Annotated in this window: 13 protein-coding genes; 4 read left to right on the forward strand and 9 right to left on the reverse strand. The window is 45.6% G+C overall.

The features are described 5' to 3' along the window. Positions 1 to 208 precede the first annotated feature (208 nt). The 4 genes from H515_RS0100825 (at position 209) to mnmA (ending at position 4849) form a co-directional block, all read left to right on the forward strand. Complete coding sequence (locus H515_RS0100825; protein WP_028901452.1) at positions 209 to 1174, forward strand: YitT family protein; 966 nt, start codon at positions 209 to 211, stop codon at positions 1172 to 1174. Between the two features lie 71 nt (positions 1175 to 1245). Beyond that, a complete protein-coding gene (locus tag H515_RS0100830; RefSeq protein ID WP_025876238.1) occupies positions 1246 to 2271 on the forward strand; it encodes a porin in 1026 nt (341 codons plus the stop codon). Between the two features lie 475 nt (positions 2272 to 2746). Beyond that, the gene (locus tag H515_RS0100835; protein WP_025876237.1) at positions 2747 to 3655 is read left to right on the forward strand and encodes a YitT family protein; all 909 of its coding nucleotides are present in this window, start codon (positions 2747 to 2749) and stop codon (positions 3653 to 3655) included. Between the two features lie 27 nt (positions 3656 to 3682). Beyond that, positions 3683 to 4849, forward strand: a complete 1167-nt coding sequence (gene mnmA, locus H515_RS0100840) for a tRNA 2-thiouridine(34) synthase MnmA (RefSeq protein WP_025876236.1) — start codon at positions 3683 to 3685, stop codon at positions 4847 to 4849. Positions 4850 to 5351: 502 nt separating this feature from the next. Here the strand turns inward: mnmA and H515_RS0100845 are convergent. The 9 genes from H515_RS0100845 to H515_RS0100885 form a co-directional block, all read right to left on the reverse strand. Then, positions 5352 to 7082: a GH25 family lysozyme gene (locus H515_RS0100845; RefSeq protein ID WP_025876235.1), complete on the reverse strand. Its 1731-nt coding sequence runs from the start codon at positions 7080 to 7082 to the stop codon at positions 5352 to 5354. A 39-nt stretch (positions 7083 to 7121) separates the two neighbouring features. Beyond that, entirely contained in the window at positions 7122 to 7859 is a 738-nt protein-coding gene (locus H515_RS0100850; protein ID WP_025876234.1) for an HAD family hydrolase, read from the reverse strand. Positions 7860 to 7940: 81 nt separating this feature from the next. Next, positions 7941 to 9287 carry a glucose-6-phosphate isomerase gene (locus H515_RS0100855; RefSeq protein WP_025876233.1) on the reverse strand — a complete coding sequence of 449 codons (1347 nt, stop codon included), beginning with the start codon at positions 9285 to 9287 and terminating at the stop codon, positions 7941 to 7943. A gap of 35 nt (positions 9288 to 9322) precedes the next feature. Then, on the reverse strand, positions 9323 to 10318 hold the full coding sequence (locus tag H515_RS0100860; protein WP_025876232.1) for an NAD(P)H-dependent glycerol-3-phosphate dehydrogenase: 996 nt from the start codon (positions 10316 to 10318) through the stop codon (positions 9323 to 9325). 96 nt (positions 10319 to 10414) lie between these two features. Beyond that, a complete protein-coding gene (gene lysS / locus H515_RS0100865) occupies positions 10415 to 12151 on the reverse strand; it encodes a lysine--tRNA ligase (protein ID WP_025876230.1) in 1737 nt (578 codons plus the stop codon). 618 nt (positions 12152 to 12769) lie between these two features. Then, the gene (locus H515_RS13680) at positions 12770 to 13774 is read right to left on the reverse strand and encodes a hypothetical protein (RefSeq protein ID WP_025876228.1); all 1005 of its coding nucleotides are present in this window, start codon (positions 13772 to 13774) and stop codon (positions 12770 to 12772) included. After that, entirely contained in the window at positions 13771 to 14490 is a 720-nt protein-coding gene (locus H515_RS0100875; protein WP_025876226.1) for a hypothetical protein, read from the reverse strand. Before H515_RS0100875 ends, H515_RS13680 begins: the two co-directional genes overlap by 4 nt. Further along, positions 14487 to 14990, reverse strand: coding sequence for an RNA polymerase sigma factor (locus tag H515_RS0100880; RefSeq protein WP_025876224.1), 504 nt, complete (start codon positions 14988 to 14990; stop codon positions 14487 to 14489). The genes H515_RS0100875 and H515_RS0100880 overlap by 4 nt, the downstream gene beginning before the upstream one ends. A gap of 122 nt (positions 14991 to 15112) precedes the next feature. Beyond that, positions 15113 to 15411 (reverse strand): IS30 family transposase (locus H515_RS0100885; protein WP_154653605.1); only part of this gene is annotated, 299 nt, incomplete at its 5' end.

Raw genomic sequence — 15411 nt, forward strand, 5'->3', positions numbered from 1 at the left:
ATCGTCCAAAAGTGATAACAAATTGAAAGAAAATTGCAGATAAATTCATTTTTTGTCATTAAAATATTTGCCATATCATTTTTATAATGTACTTTTGTACCGCCTTATTGATAGAAAGACATTCTATTTAAACCGTATTGTAATTAAAAACCGTGGGATTACTGATTCCATTAACCTTTGAGAATAATAATTTTAACCGTGTACAAAAATGAATAACAATGTAAAGATTACTACTCTTTTCACCCCCGAAAAAGTAAATGCGAGCATGTTGCAGGTAAAGTCTATCCTATCTACAAAGAAATTCTGGGTAGAATTATTCATCATGACCGCGGGTATGTTCGTAGCAGCGCTGGGCGTTTATTTCTTCTTGATTCCAAGTAAACTGATTATCGGTTCAATAACAGGTTTGTCTTTGGTACTCGCAAAGTTGATGCCTTTTATTTCAGTTGGAACCATTATCTTCGTAATAAATGCCATTTTGCTTGTCCTCTCTTTTGTTTTAATTGGTAATGAGTTCGGTGCGAAGACTGTATATACAGCTCTGATTTTAGGTCCGATGATCGATTTCATTGGCTCTATTTTCCCAATGTCCGAATCTATCTTTGCCGTTCATGTCGCAGGGCAGGTGATAGCCAATCCGTGGTTCGATTTGCTGTGCTTCGTAGTTATATTAAGTGCCTCACAGAGCATCCTCTTCAGTATTAACGCCTCCACTGGTGGTCTCGACATCCTTGGTAAAATTATTAATAAATACACAGGTGTGAGCCTCGGAACGTCTGTGAGCGTAGGCGGAGCACTCATCTGCTGCACGGCATTTGCCATCAACGATGTTAACTTGGTTGTTATAGGATTGATTGGTACGTGGCTCAACGGTATCATTATCAACCACTTCATGGTTGGTATGAGTGGGAGAAGACGTGTCTTTATCATTTCAAAGGATTACGAAAAAATCATGGATTACGTCATTAATGTCATCAAGCGTGGCGTAACGATGCACGAAATTATCGGTGGCTTCAGCCATGAGAAGTCAATGCAGCTGGAGATTATTCTCACGGGTGACGACCTTCAGAAACTGATGGCTTATCTTGGAGACGAGCACATCGAATCATTCGTAACAACAGACAATGTAAATGAAGTGTATGGTCTTTGGAACAGAAGATCGAAAAAGCACTAATTGAAAAATATTTGAGTTCCACAGAGCTACTTGTCTCTGTGGAATTATTTTGTTTTATATTAACTGATATTATGAATTTTAGAACTATTTTTGCGCTATTGGTTTTGAGTTGCACCACTGCGACGGCACAGAATAATAAACCTTTGAATCTCACTGTTGAGGCGCGTGGTGACTATCAGTACACCTCTGTTGATGGAGAGAAGAACAAAGACCAAAGCGGTTTTAAGGGAAACATTGTTGATTTTGTGTTGAAAGGCGATCTTTCGCCAAAATTCTCCTATGCTTACCGTCAAAGACTCAACGGAATCAACAAGGATTATACATTCTTTGATGCTACCGACTGGCTTTATTTGAAGTATAAACCCACGAATAATCTGTCGCTTATTGCTGGTAAGTACATTGTGCTTGTGGCTGGTTGGGAGTTGTATCCAGCACCAATCGACTGTTATTTCCTTTCTGAGTTTTGCTACAACTTCCCTTGTTATCAGTGGGGATTGGCAGGAGAATATGTCACCAATAGCAAGAAAGATGCTTTTGTCGCTCAGGTTTGCCAGAGCCCTTATCAGAAACCGTACAAGAACAGGACAGGTAACAGCGCAGACATGTATGCCTACAACTTGCAATGGATGGGTGTTCACGGCTTTTATGAGTCAAACTGGTCAGTCAATCTCTTAGAATATGCTCCTAATAAATTCATCAACTACATCTCGTTAGGCAACAGATTCCACTTTGGTGAGAAAGTTCAGTTGGAGTTGGATTTCATGAATCGGGCCGCTTCACATCAGGCTTTTTTCGGTAAAGACTGCTCTGTCGTGGGGCAAGTGTCATACCAACCTACTGAGAAAGTAAATGTTTTTGCTAAGGCAAGTTATGAAGTTAACAAGTCTGGTACCGATGCTGACGTGGCGGTTCAAGATGGAACGGAGTTGACGCGCATAGGTGCGGGTATGGAGTATTTCCCGTTAAAGGACAAGAACGTTCGTGTTCATGGATATTACAGCTACGCATTTGGAAAGAACACCAATCCCAATGGCACCGTCCGCGATAAAGAATCGCAGGTGAATGTCGGTGTTACTTGGAGAGTAAAAGTTCTCTAATATAAAATATTATCTGAGGGAAGTGCTTGTGAAAAGTACTTCCTTTCTTTTGTTACAGATTGTAAGTTGGTGGTGATATTTACCCCTTGCTACTATTGTTTTTAGTTATTTTTTTAAGTTATACAGTTGTTTTTATAACCAAATGTTTTAATCTGTAACATTCTAATCGAAGCTGAATTAGTTGAAAAGATGAGTTCTTTTGTTTTTATTGAATTGTTATTAATTCTCTTATATTTAGCGTTTTATATGTAAACAACACCTGTTTTAATCATTTCTTTGTCCCTTTCTCCCTTGACTGCTTACTGCTAAAACCCGTTCCGAACAGCTATTTTATCAACTTATTTAGTTAATTTCTTTACTATTTCATCTTTCTGTTGTATCTTTGTACTCGAAAAATATAACAATTTACTATAAGGAGGACTTGAAAATGCCCTTATATTGTATAGAATTAACTTTGGATTAAAATTTAATAGTTATGGTTGAAAGTCAGCTAAAGAACGTGTTTCGTGAGGTAAAGAATTTCCTTTTTATTGCCATTGCTATCTCAATAGCAAGTTTTGGCTGGTGTGCGTTCATCTTGCCCCATAAGATTCCTATTGGTGGAATAGCCGGTTTTTCGTCGGTGGTGTTCTGGGGAATGCAGATCCCTGTGCAATACACTTACTTCGTGTTGAATATCACCTTGCTTTTGGTAGCCTTGCGGATTTTGGGTTGGAGGTTTTGCGTCCGAACCATCTTCTCTGTTGTGGTATTTACGTTGCAAACGTCGTTTTTTCAGTCGGTTTTGGCTGGCCAGACTTTGTTTGTCGATCAGCCTTTCTTGGCCTGTGTGATTGGCGGAGCTTTGCTTGGAATTGGTACGGGTATCGCTTTGCAGTACAATGCCAGCACTGGAGGCTCTGATGTCATAGCGGCGATGATCAACAAGCACCACGACGTGTCGTTGGGGAAGGTGATTTTGGCTTGCGACCTGATAATCATCACTTCGGGATACGTTGTTTTGAAGAACTGGGAGAACATCATTTACGGCTACATTGCCCTGTTTGTCATGACCTCCGTTGTGGATTATGTCATTAATGGCTTGCGAGGCTCAGTCCAGTTCTTTGTCGTCTCGGAGAAGTGGCAGGAGATTGGAAATGCAATCAATAACGATGTGCAACGTGGCTGCACTTTAATCGACGCGCGTGGCTTCTATACAGGCAGGGAGGTAGGCATGCTTTTCATTTTGGCCCGTAGGGCAGAGACGAGGGAAATATTCCAAGTAATTGACCAAATCGACCCCGAAGCGTTTGTCTCTCAGAGTGCCGTGAATGGTGTTTATGGCATCGGATTTGACAAGATGAAGGTGGGAAAGCGTAAAAAGTTGACAGCGAACGAGGTTTAAGTTCTTGGAAAATAGTAACTTTGCAGCATGAATTATGATGAGATTAAAGATCAGCGAATTGCCGTTCTTTTGTCAGGCGGCGTCGATAGCTCGGTTGTTGTCCATGAGTTTGCCCAATATGGGCTGACTCCCGATTGCTTCTACATCAGGATTGGGCCTGAGGAGAAGGAGGAATGGGACTGCAACTCCGAGGAAGACCTTGAGATGGCTACTTCTGTTGCGCGCCGTTATGGTTGTCGGCTCGAAGTGATCGATTGCCATAAGGAGTATTGGAATCAGGTGACGAAATACACAATGGAGAAGGTGAAGGCTGGGTTCACGCCTAATCCTGACGTGATGTGCAATCGGATGATAAAGTTTGGTGCTTTCGACGAGAAGCGTGGGCATGACTATGATCTCATTGCCACTGGTCATTATGCCCAGACCGAATGGATAGATGGTAAGAAATGGCTCTGCACAAGTCCAGATCCGGTTAAGGATCAGACCGACTTCCTGGCCCAGATATACGACTGGCAGCTGAGGAAAGCAGTCTTTCCGATTGGTCACTATGCCAAGAATGAGGTGCGCGAGATTGCAGAGCGAGAGCATCTCATCAATGCAAAGCGCAAGGATTCGCAAGGCATCTGCTTCTTAGGGAATATCGATTACAACGAGTATGTACGTCGATATCTTGGTGAACAGGTTGGCGATGTTGTTGAATTGGAGACTGGTCGGAAAATAGGCCAGCACAAAGGACTTTGGTTCCACACGATAGGACAGCGCAAAGGATTAGGTTTTGGTGGCGGACCGTGGTTTGTGGTCAAGAAAGATGTCGGTAGCAACGTGCTTTTTGTCAGCCACGGTTATGATCCAGAGACCGCTTACAAAAAGGATTTCAAGGTTCACGACCTGCATTGGTTGACATCCTCTCCCAGTTCTTCCGATAAGACGGCTTCTTCTGCTGACAACGGTTTGGCTGCGGTGGCTGGCGAAGTTCCCGCAGATAGGATTCCGATAACCTTTAAGATTCGTCACACACCTGAGTTCCACAGAGGCTATCTGGAAATGTCTGTACCGTCGGCAACCTCGGCTGTCTCGTCAGAGGCTGTCATCCATTCCGCGGAGAAAATTCACGGAGTGGCGCCTGGTCAATTCTGTGTCATTTACGATGAGGCACATCATCGCTGCTTCGGGTCGGCAGAGATTACGGTTTAGGCTTGATGTGCGCATGAGTTGAGTTGGGCCATTCGTCAGAATCTCTTAGAGTGTTCTGCCGATTTGAAGCGAGATGAAAATATTTTACAACACGGTCTTCCGTTTCGCCGCTTGTAAGCATTTGAAAATAAGCACGTTGAGGTCTGCAATGTAAAAGGTCAGCTTTGAACAAACCAAAGCTGACCTTTTACTTTGCGATAACTGACCTTTGGGGCAGTGATAGGGCAGTGATGGCGGGCGGAAATGGGAAAATATTTTACAAAAGCGATGTCCGAAACGGTTAAATCCATCGGCTATCAATGGTTGATAGAGGCAACGCTAACAATATTGGGTTGTGGAATTGCAGGCGAATGAGCCGATTCGGGATTACTTGAACACTTGATCGATGAGCCGTTTAGACGGGGATGCTGGCCCGTGCAGCTGGCTATAAATGTGCAAAAACGCTGGTGAAGCACTTTTTGCGTTCATGCGAAGGAGTTGGAAATGCTGTTCTGCAGCCAATCTATCTGATGCAATATTTCTTCAGGAAGTCCTCGTAATTGTTCTTATAGCCGTTGAACACGTTGATATCGACATCGCCATGAATACCGCTTACTCTGCCATCGGGACTCAACTGCCAGATGCTGAGTTTGATTTCAGGCTTGTACTCGCCGTAACGGGCAATCCAGACAAAATAGTTGCCTTGAATGTCGGCGGCAAGTGGTAGGTATTTCTTGGTGAACATCTGGCTGATGTAGAGAATTGGGCGCACTCCCGTTCGCTTATGGACGATAGACATCCAGTCGCGGATGTGCTTGAACATCGCCTCCGGTCCGCCCATTCTCATTATCTGTGCGTCGGAAGGCTCGACATCGAGAACTGCTGGCAGGTTGCCTTTGCGGAATTTGCTCTTGCTCAGGAAGTATTGAGCTTGTGCCGCGCCTGATGATGTGGTCGAGAAGAAGTGATATGTGCCTACCCTTATGCCGTGTTTCGAAGCCTGAGCATAGTCCTCGTTATAATAATTGTTGAAAACTGTGCATCCCTCTGTCGATTTGATATACATGAAAGAAATGGGGTAGTTGACCTCTCCCTCCAACTTTTTCTCACTGATTTTTCCTAAATCGATGATTCGGAGTTTGCTCCAGTCTATTTTAAACTTCTTATTACCTTTCTCGTGTTGATGTCTCGATATGTCGATGCCATATATCCGTTCGTTATTATAAGTGAGGCGCTCGCCCTTGAACACGTCGTTTTTCCACTCACCCACCATCAAGTATTCGTGTGGAGCTATGTAAAAACCGAATCCATTGCGCTTGCCGTTTTCCCAATGGCCGTAGTAGAAACTTCCGTTGTTTCCGTAGTGCCGTCCGTATCCATTGGGTATGCCGTTCTTTTCCTCGCCGATATAGTAGCCTAATGAGTCGGGAGTGCCAATCTGAAGCGGCTTGTTTAGTGCCTTTTTTGCCAGTGATGTTTCCTTCATCAACATGGTTTGGGCAAGTCCTGCATCCATCCTCGTTCTCACGTTGATGGGTGTCAGTTTGTTGACGGTCTGAATTAAGATGTCGCCTTTGTCTGCATATATCTGCAATCGTCTGCACTCTTTTCGTTTTGCATTGGCGTTTCCTAACACAACATAGCGGTTGATTTGCCGAATCCTCAAGTGCGAATCGCTTTTGATGTTCCTTATTGCAGCAATTACTTTGTTGAGTGAGTCCATTTGGTGGGTCACGTATTTGTGATAGTCGGCAATCCTGTTATAACCGAAGTCCTTAACACTGTGCATTCGCATATAGTAGGAGAGTTCGTTGTGCTGGGTTTGCAGTCCGGCCAGCTCGTCGTCGGTCGCGAAATATTCGTGCAAGAGGAACTGATGGATGGCATCGCTGCTCAGGTTGACGATTCTTGACGGGCGGTTTTCCCATTTCGTGACAATGCGTCCGAAGCAACTGGGCACGACTGGGTAGCGATTCACCCAATATCCCTTCATTCTGACCTTGCGGGTCTTGATGGAATCCTTGTTGACAGTTCCGCCTATCAGCAACGAGCCCTCGTAGTTGGCGAAATATAAACTGGGCTTTCCGTTGATTTCCAGTTGATAGTAAGACTCTTGTTCTATCACCACTGAACTGTCTTCCATATCTTCCAGTGTAAGAGGAATCAGCCGATAAACAAGGAAGGCAACCAACAATAACCCCATCAGTAAACTGCCGATGAGAAGATGCTTTCTTGAAATGTTGAAACGTGGCATGCTTTATCGAGTCTTCTTTTGAATGCAGGGAGTGAAAGGCTAAAAGCCTGGTTTCAGATTCCTGATTAGGTCGTCCCAGTTGTCAGCGAACTTGCGGATGGTTGGGAATAGAATGTTGGCGCCTTCGTCCAGCAGAGAGGAGTCGGACAATGGCCCGCTGTTGATAGCCACTGTAAAACAATGTGCGGCCACTCCGGAACGGATGCCCAGAGGTGCGTTTTCGACCACGATACCTTCGTAAGGAGCATAGTTTCCAGCCTTTCGCAAGCCCGTGAGGTAAGGATCTGGATTAGGTTTGCCACGTTTCACGTCGAAAGCCGTCGTCACTTGATCTTCGGTGAGAAAGTCGCTGAAGTCGTTGAGCAACCGCTCGATGAGTGTTCGCTGGCCACTGCCCGTCACAACACCGATTTTCAGTCCGCAATTCCTTATCTTCTGCATCAGATCCCTTACGCCATCGAAAATGGAAGGTGGGAGCAACTCGTGGAAATATCTTGCCTTCAGCTGATAGATGGCTTCGGCTTCCTCGTCAGTGAGGTCTTTGCCTAACTGGGCTTTTGCATACTTTTTCACGGTGTCAACTCCACGTGCGCCTTCTGTTGCATAAGCGTCTTTGGCCGAAAACTTGATGCCGTTCTCCTTCATGGCAAGCATCCACACTTGCGCATGATTGGGCATGGAGTCATAAAGAACACCGTCCATGTCGAACAGCACAACTTTTGGGTTGAAAGGGTGGGCTGACCCCCGATTGTATTGATTGATTGCTTCTTGAAACATAGTTCGATTAATTGAAAATCCCATCCCCATCTCCTCATGATGGGAGAGGGGGATGGGAGAAAAAACAAACTGGACGTACGGTTATAGCCTCTCTCTGATGGCTTTGCTCTCAGCTTCATAGCCTGGTTTGTCGAGCAATGCGAACATGTTCTTTTTGTAAGCTTCAACTCCCGGCTGGTTGAATGGATTTACTTGCTGTACCAGTCCACTGATGCCACACGCCTTCTCGAAGAAGTAAATCAGCTGTCCGAGATAATATTCGTTCAATGTCGGGATGCTGATGCGGATGTTTGGCACGCTGCCATCTACGTGGGCAAGACGTGTTCCGAGCTCAGCCATCTTATTTACCTCATCAACGCGCTTTCCCTCGAGGAAGTTCAAACCGTCCAGATTTTCGTCATCGTGGGGAAAAAGCAATTGGTTGTTAGGCTTTTCAACCGACAAAACGGTCTCGAAAATGGAGCGCTCGCCCTCCTGAATCCATTGTCCCATGGAGTGAAGGTCTGTCGTAAAATCGCACGCTGCTGGGAAAATGCCCTTCAGGTCCTTGCCTTCGCTTTCGCCGTAGAGCTGCTTCCACCACTCCGACATGAAGTGAAGTTTTGGCTGGAAGTTCACAATGATTTCTATTTTCTTGCCTGCTTGCGAATAGAGAGCTTGGCGCACGGCTGCATAGCGTGCGGCAATGTTTTCGCTGAATGGCCTGTCTTTGCCAGTTTCTTGCTCCATTTGCTGGGCACCGCTAATCAATTGCTCGATATTGAATCCAGCAACAGCGATGGGAAGTAAGCCTACAGGGGTGAGAACAGAGAAACGGCCACCAACATTGTCAGGTATCACGAACGTTTTGTAACCTTCTTGATTGGCTGCGGTGCGTGCTGCGCCTTTGTTAGCATCGGTTACGGCTACGATGACATTCCTTGCTTCTTCTTTTCCGCGCTGTGTTTCGCACTGTTTTTTCAGCAAACGGAAGGCAAGAGCTGTCTCTGTGGTTGTGCCTGACTTGGAAATGTTGATGACACCAAACCTTTTGTCCTTCAAATATTCAGTTAATTCGTAGAGATAGTCCTCTCCTATGTTGTTGCCAGCAAAAAGAATGGTTGGGTTTTGTTTGTCTTTTATGAGCCATGCGAAACTGTTGCTCAAGGCTTCGATGACTGCTCGTGCGCCGAGATATGAGCCTCCAATGCCCGCAACCACAACAACCTCGCACTTTTCACGGAGCGTTTTTGCCACAGTTTGTACCTCATTAAGGAATGAAGGGGTAATACTTGATGGCAAATGCAGCCATCCGAGGAAGTCGTTACCTGGGCATGTGCCGTTTTCAAGTGCCTCTTGAGCTGCGGCCACTTGTGGAGCGTAGCCCTCAACTGAACCAGGGTTCAAGAATTGGGCAGCTTTAGAAATGTCTAATTTAATACTTTCCATTGTCGTTTACCTGAATAAATCTGTTAATAATTTAATTATCGGAATGAATCTGTTAATAATTTTATCTCTATTTGCGGACTGATGCGTTCGTAAAGAATGTTATAAACGGCATCAAGTATAGGCATATTGACGTGCAAGTGCCGATTGATTTCTTTCATGCACTTAGTTCCGAAATAGCCTTCCGCAATCATTTCCATTTCCACTTGTGCCGATTTCACGCTGTATCCTTTGCCTATCATCATGCCAAAGGTGCGGTTTCGGCTGAAATTGCTATATCCCGTGACGAGTTGGTCGCCCAAATACACGCTGTCAATCATCGAACGTGGGATAGGGTTGAGCGCTGTCAGCGCGCGCTCCATCTCTTGCATGGCATTGGAGATGATAACTGACTGGAAATTGTCACCATATTGTAGCCCAGCGCAGATGCCTGATGCGATGGCATAGACATTTTTCAGCACCGATGCGTACTCAATGCCCAGCACATCTGGCGAAGTCTTGGTTTTTACGTAGTTGGAGGCGAGCACTTCGGTCATGGCTTGTGCTTTCTCTTGGTCGGAACAGCCGACCGTGAGATAGGTAAGGCGCTCCATTGCCACTTCTTCGGCATGCGAAGGGCCGCCAATTACTGCCAGGTTCTCATCGGGCACGTTCAGTACGCGATGAAAATACTCAGAGCAGACCAGGTTTTCGTCGGGAACAATTCCCTTTATTGCTGTTACGATGAATTTATTGTTGAGTTTTGACTTCACCTTCTTCAATATTGCCTTCAGATATGGTGATGGCGTAACGAAGATAAGTGTGTCGTAATCCTGTACCAGTCGGTTTATGTCTGAGGATAATGTCACTTCGTTCATGTCGAAATGCGCACTTGTCAGATAGGTTGGGTTATGCCCAAGCCTACGGAAGTCCTCTATTCTCTCATCGCGTCGGAAGTACCAGCCAATATGGTGGGTGTGTTCCACCACTATCTTGGCGATCGCTGTTGCCCAACTTCCGCTTCCGATGATTGCTATGTTCCCTACGTCGTACATCTTTGCAAGATAAAAGGATAAGAAGGGGAGATGTGAAAGGTGTGTGAGTAAGATTCTCCAACCGTTGTTCCTTCCTTCCCTCTTACCTTTTTATTTTTACAATTGATTGGCTTTGTCAATCCACTGCTGAATTTCGTCAACAGAAGGCTTGTCGTAGCCGAGTTTATACTTTTTGTTTATTTCTCCGAGCTTTTGCTGCAAGCCTTGCGCTTTCTCCTCCTTGATGTTTTGGATGAGGTTGAACCCGCACTTGCGAAGTACGTAAACCCAATCCTCTTCCACGCCAATCTCTGCCCATTCCTTAACGCTGCTTTGTGGCATCTTTGCCTCTGGCTTCATTTGTGGGAAGAGTAGCACTTCCTGAATGTACTCCTGACCGGTCATAAGCATGACTAAGCGGTCGATACCGATGCCGATACCTGATGTCGGAGGCATTCCGTACTGTAGTGCGCGCAAGAAATCCTGATCGATAATCATGGCCTCGTCGTCGCCATTGTCAGCTAACCGCATCTGTTCCTTGAAGCGTTCTTCCTGATCGAGTGGGTCGTTGAGCTCCGAATAGGCATTGGCCAGTTCCTTTCCGTTGACCATCAGCTCGAAACGCTCTGTCAGTCCGGCCTTTGAACGGTGCATTTTGGTTAGCGGTGACATCTCAACGGGATAGTCGGTGATGAATGTTGGCTGGATGTATGTGCCTTCGCAGAACTCACCGAATATCTCATCGATGAGTTTTCCCTTGCCGAAGCTGTCGTCGATTCCCTCCAACTTGAGGTCGTCGACGGCGATATGGCGTATTTCCTCTTCGCTTTTGCCGTTGAGATCGAAGCCTGTCTTCTCCTTGATGGCATCAAGTATGGGCAGACGGCGGAACGGTGCCTTGAAGCTGATGAGGTTTTCGCCCACCTGTACTTCAGTCTTTCCATTCACTTCCGTGCAGATTTTCTCCAAGAGTCTCTCGGTAAAGCCCATCATCCAGTTGTAATCCTTGTACTGAACGTACAGTTCCATGCATGTGAACTCTGGATTGTGGAAGCGGTCCATACCTTCGTTGCGGAAGTTCTTGCCGATTTCGTAAACCCCCTCGAAGCCTCCTACTATGAGTCGCTTCAGATACAACTCGGTGGCGATACGCATGTACATCTCTATGTTCAGCGCATTGAAGTGTGTGGTGAATGGGCGTGCGCTGGCTCCTCCGGGAATGCTCTGCAGCGTCGGAGTCTCGACTTCTGTATAGCCAGCTTCGTCGAAGAAGTTGCGCATGGTGCGCAGCACTGTTGCACGCTTCATGAAGGTCTCTTTCACACCATCGTTGACCACGAGGTCAACGTAGCGACGGCGATAGCGCAGCTCTGGGTCGTCGAACTTGTCGTAGGCCACCCCGTCCTTGTACTTTACGACAGGCAGTGGCTTCAAACTCTTCGATAGTAGTGTTATCTCTTGTGCATGAACTGAAATCTCTCCCATCTGTGTCTTGAACACAAAGCCCTTGATACCCACGAAATCGCCAATGTCAAGCAGTTTCTTGAAAAGTACATTGTAGGTGTCTTTGTTCTCACCAGGGCATAGGTCGTCGCGTGTGACGTAAACCTGTATTCTGCCCTTGCTATCCTGTATCTCCGCGAACGAGGCCTTTCCCATGACACGGCGACCCATAAGCCGTCCGGCAATGACTACTTCGCGCTTCTCGTTCTCGTTAAATTCCGATTTTATATCTGTCGAAAAAGCATTGGTTGGAAACTCTGCTGCTGGATATGGGTCAATACCCAGACGGCGCAACTCCTGCAAGCTCTGACGGCGTACAATCTCTTGTTCTGATAATTCTAAAACGTTCATTCTTTTTAATAATCGAATTATATTCTATATAGTTTGCAAATTTAATAAATTATTTGCAAACAAAGGGTGATTTTATGTTTTTTATAAGGTATGTCCGATTTGGCATTGTCTTGTGATGACTGTCTCTGGCGAGCGTGCAGCCTGCCATAGTCGGCCTTTGCGAAACTGTTATTTGGGTTCATTTCTCTGTCAGACGATGAATGATGATTCGTTTCCGCCACTACTGGCGATAAGTGATTGTCAATCAGAATCTCTATATTTGTCTCCTGTTGTTTGAGTAAATATTCTTTACAATATTGTCTTTTGACAGATTGCTCGTAAGTTGCTGATAGTCTTTATAATAGTTTTTTAGTAGCAATACCTTATCTTTTACATTGCAATAGTTGACCTTTGATGGTGTGAAAGCTCATCTTTCGCACTTCAAAAGCTAAGTTATTGTTAGTCATTTGTGAAATAATTTTACAAAATTGGTTGCACGCTGAGCGTGGAACGACTGTCTTCTTCAGTCGTTATGGGAGAAGAAACGAAAAAAGGAACACCGCCTTTCTGGCGACGTTCCTTTATCAGTGTTCTAATGAACGAGAGAGAATTATCTTTAATTTGTTCTGGCAACTTCGATTATTCTTTCAGGCATTTTTTCGACTTTTTGAGCAACTCTTTCAGGAATGTGTCCGGTACGAGATTGATAAGCCTGTCCAACTCTTTCACGACCAGTTTCTGTTCGTCTGAGTCGAGTTGGCTGGCATTCTTGCAGAGATCATAGATGGTGGCTACATAGTAAGATGTCGTTTTCCCTTTTGGGTATTTTTCCGTCAGATTGCTCATGTTGTTGAATATCGATAGCCATGATGCGCTCTCCAGCTCCTTCGCCATAAGGTATTGGTCGCCCACATCATAATAGGTGTTTCCGTCGTGAGTGTTTCTGTCGAACTTCTTTATGTACTTGTCTATCTTCCAGTCTTGCTTCCCCAGCCATTTCGATGCCTCGTCGTCGGTCTTCAATTTGTCGATGTCCTGAAAGATTGTTCCCTTCCGTTTCTTGTCGAAAAACAATGAGGGCTGGGTTATGCGGGTGAATTTCTCATATTTTGCCTCGCTGACTCCTTTCGGACGTGGTGAGTAAGTCTCTATGAGCCTTCCCTTTACGGAACTGTCAGTCGGCCGTCCATCAACTATTGCGTCTCCCTTGTCGACTTCCCATTCCACAGCGTAGGCATATCTCATGGTGCTGTCACTGGGATCTTCGAAGCACATGACGTTGAGGTTTTCGTATTTTTCGCCTACTATGACCGTCATCTTTCCCATGAGCGTGAAACTTGCCATACCGTTGTGGTCGTCTCCAGTTCGGCTGATGATGTTGTAGGCATTGCTTTCGTCTGCGTTGAAAGCCTCGTTGATCGCCTCTATGCGGCTCACGTCCTTGCCTTTCAGCGTGAAATTGTAGATGGTGAGATAGTTGTCGAACTTCTTTTTCCCAGCTTGCTTGGCTTTAGTCTCGAACTTGCTGACCTTGACTTCTTTGATAAACTTTTTGAATGCTGCCTCGATGTGTTCCTGTGCCTGCATGGTTGCCGGCGCAAGTGCGAGCGTCAGGCTGAAAAACGTTGTAATAATCTTTTTCATAAGGCTATAATGTTTTGGTTTTCTGAATCTTTTCTTTTGTATTCTGTTGTGCCGTCCTCGTTAAAGACGACATCAAATCCACTGGCTTGCATGACGGCATCGCCGACCTTCAGTCGAGCCTCGATGATGGATGCGTCAATGGCTGCCACCTCTTTCTCTATCTCTTGCTGGTAGTCGCTGGCTTCTGGCTTGGCGTTGGTATGCTCTGCAGGGCTCTTCTCTTTGTTCTCCACAGGCTTTTGGACAACTGTCTCACTGCCTCTGGCCGACTGCTGGGTGACTATCGGTGAGCTTTTCCCTACTTTTTCCTCCATAGCGACGTGTCTTTCCTCAGCGGAAACAGCCGATACCTTTGCTTCGGTCCGAATTGGATGCTGTTCCGTAGTGCAATCGGCAACAGGCTTGTCATTCAAATTTCCACGAATCCAGTAGAATGCTAAGCCGACGACCAGCAACAGGCAAGCCGCTGCCACCCAACGATGCCATGACGGGGATGATTTTCCCATGGTTTCGTCAGTTAGTCGGTCAGCGATGGGCGCTCCTTGCATACCGTTGTCAAAGTAAGCGAACATCGTTTGGTAGTCTTTCCATTCCTTTGGGATTTCTTTCTCTGACCTGAAGTAATCTGCAAGCTGCGCTTCCTCCTCCACAGTGGTCATCCCCTCCATGAAAAGGCTGAGCAGTTTCTCAATATTTTCTCTGTTATTGTTTCTCATTTCCCGTTCCTCCTTCTGATTTCTTCAAGCAACCGTCGTCTCGCCCTTGCCAAAAGCGTGCTGACTGATGACTCTTCGATACCCAGTCGCTGTGCTATCTCGCGATTGTTCTGATGTTCCACCTGTCGCATCTGAAGAATGGCATATTCAGTGGTGGGCAACGATTTCATTTTGTTCTCCAGCCATCGCAACTCCTCTGAGCTTTCAATCTCAGTCGACGGTGAGACGGCGGTCAGTGACACAGCATTCATCGCACTATCGTCGAGCATTTTGAACTTCTTTTTGCGGTGCATGTTGAGCGTCAGGTTACGTGCCATCTTGCCAGCAACGGCTTCCAGTGAGCGAAACCTTTCGAGTTCGTTGTGCATTTGCCAGAAACGAAGCATCGCATCCTGTGCTATGTCCTCGGCTTCGTCCTCCGTTGCCCCCGCGTTTCTGCTGGCTTTCAGGGCCGCTCTCCGAAGTTTGGGGGCTATTTGCGCAAATGTTTTCTCTTTCATTACTCGGCTATTGGTTCACATTAACATGACACTGAATAGGTCGTTACTCAAACATTAATTAACTTTCTTTCACTTTTCGTGGTTCATTTATGGCTTCGTGAATTCAACAAGCAAGTGCAAATTTACTTAATTTGTTCGTAAAAGCACTCGTATGGTGTTTTAAATCCTAATTTCTTTCTTGGTCTCATGTTAATTTTCCTTGAACACTTTGTGATTTGTTGATGGCTGACATGTTCAAAAGTTTCTGATTTTGGCACGTATTGCCTAATCAGTCCGTTTGCATTTTCTATGCCGCCCTTCTGCCATGAAGAGTATGGATCGGCAAAATAGATGTTGACACCAAGGCTTTTTCCTATCATTTCATGGCAAGCGAATTCAGTACCGTTGTCTGTTGTAATAGACTTGACATGCCCTTTGAATG

Origin of the sequence: Prevotella corporis DSM 18810 = JCM 8529 (genome assembly GCF_000430525.1) — a bacterium.
In the GTDB taxonomy this organism is placed as follows: domain Bacteria; phylum Bacteroidota; class Bacteroidia; order Bacteroidales; family Bacteroidaceae; genus Prevotella; species Prevotella corporis.

Coding starts and splice junctions, on each gene's coding strand:
- H515_RS0100825 (WP_028901452.1), top strand. CDS start 209: ATGAATAACAATGTAAAGATTACTACTCTTTTCACCCCCGAAAAAGTA.
- H515_RS0100830 (WP_025876238.1), top strand. CDS start 1,246: ATGAATTTTAGAACTATTTTTGCGCTATTGGTTTTGAGTTGCACCACT.
- H515_RS0100835 (WP_025876237.1), top strand. CDS start 2,747: ATGGTTGAAAGTCAGCTAAAGAACGTGTTTCGTGAGGTAAAGAATTTC.
- mnmA (WP_025876236.1), top strand. CDS start 3,683: ATGAATTATGATGAGATTAAAGATCAGCGAATTGCCGTTCTTTTGTCA.
- H515_RS0100845 (WP_025876235.1), bottom strand. CDS start 7,082: ATGCCACGTTTCAACATTTCAAGAAAGCATCTTCTCATCGGCAGTTTA.
- H515_RS0100850 (WP_025876234.1), bottom strand. CDS start 7,859: ATGTTTCAAGAAGCAATCAATCAATACAATCGGGGGTCAGCCCACCCT.
- H515_RS0100855 (WP_025876233.1), bottom strand. CDS start 9,287: ATGGAAAGTATTAAATTAGACATTTCTAAAGCTGCCCAATTCTTGAAC.
- H515_RS0100860 (WP_025876232.1), bottom strand. CDS start 10,318: ATGTACGACGTAGGGAACATAGCAATCATCGGAAGCGGAAGTTGGGCA.
- lysS (WP_025876230.1), bottom strand. CDS start 12,151: ATGAACGTTTTAGAATTATCAGAACAAGAGATTGTACGCCGTCAGAGC.
- H515_RS13680 (WP_025876228.1), bottom strand. CDS start 13,774: ATGAAAAAGATTATTACAACGTTTTTCAGCCTGACGCTCGCACTTGCG.
- H515_RS0100875 (WP_025876226.1), bottom strand. CDS start 14,490: ATGAGAAACAATAACAGAGAAAATATTGAGAAACTGCTCAGCCTTTTC.
- H515_RS0100880 (WP_025876224.1), bottom strand. CDS start 14,990: ATGAAAGAGAAAACATTTGCGCAAATAGCCCCCAAACTTCGGAGAGCG.